A 511-nucleotide genomic window follows, 5' to 3' on the forward strand; every position below is an offset into this window, starting at 1 on the left:
CCCGTGCGCCAGGCCGTGGAACGCCGCCGCCGCCGCGTACTCGAGATCATGCACACCCTGCCGCATTCCGCGCAGGTGGCGATCCGCGAGTCGATGGAAGACAACGGCGACACACAAGTCCTTCCGGTTTATTCGAGCTGAAGAAGGTCCCACCGTCCGAGAACGACGTAGCAGAAGACCTGAGCCGAATGCCACACCGGGCCCGCAATGGTCCGTGATACGCAACACACCGAGCCATCGATTCCGATTACGGGTCGAGCGGCGAGGCGGCGCGAGGAGAGGCGAGTGCAGTGGTCCAGCTTATTTACGATGACTGTGCAGTCATTGCCCCCAGCCCAGAGCGTCGTACATGACGACGGCCAGGCACTCACCCGCCGGGGTGTAGGGCGCGAAGGTAATGCTGAAGAATCCGCGACCGGCGCCGACCCCGGGCGGGAACAGCCCGACGTCGAGATCACAGCTACATAGACCGAACGCGGCTGCGATCGCGGCACGCGCCGCCAGCGCCCTC

General features: G+C 65.2%; 1 protein-coding gene. It reads right to left on the minus strand.

Annotation, left to right across the window (positions count from 1 at the left end):
• Positions 1 to 321: 321 nt before the first annotated feature.
• A partial coding sequence (locus C5E41_RS34690) for a hypothetical protein (protein ID WP_219823321.1) occupies positions 322 to 511 on the minus strand: 190 nt, incomplete at its 5' end.

Origin of the sequence: Nocardia nova (genome assembly GCF_002933465.1) — a bacterium.
GTDB lineage: Bacteria > Actinomycetota > Actinomycetes > Mycobacteriales > Mycobacteriaceae > Nocardia > Nocardia nova_B.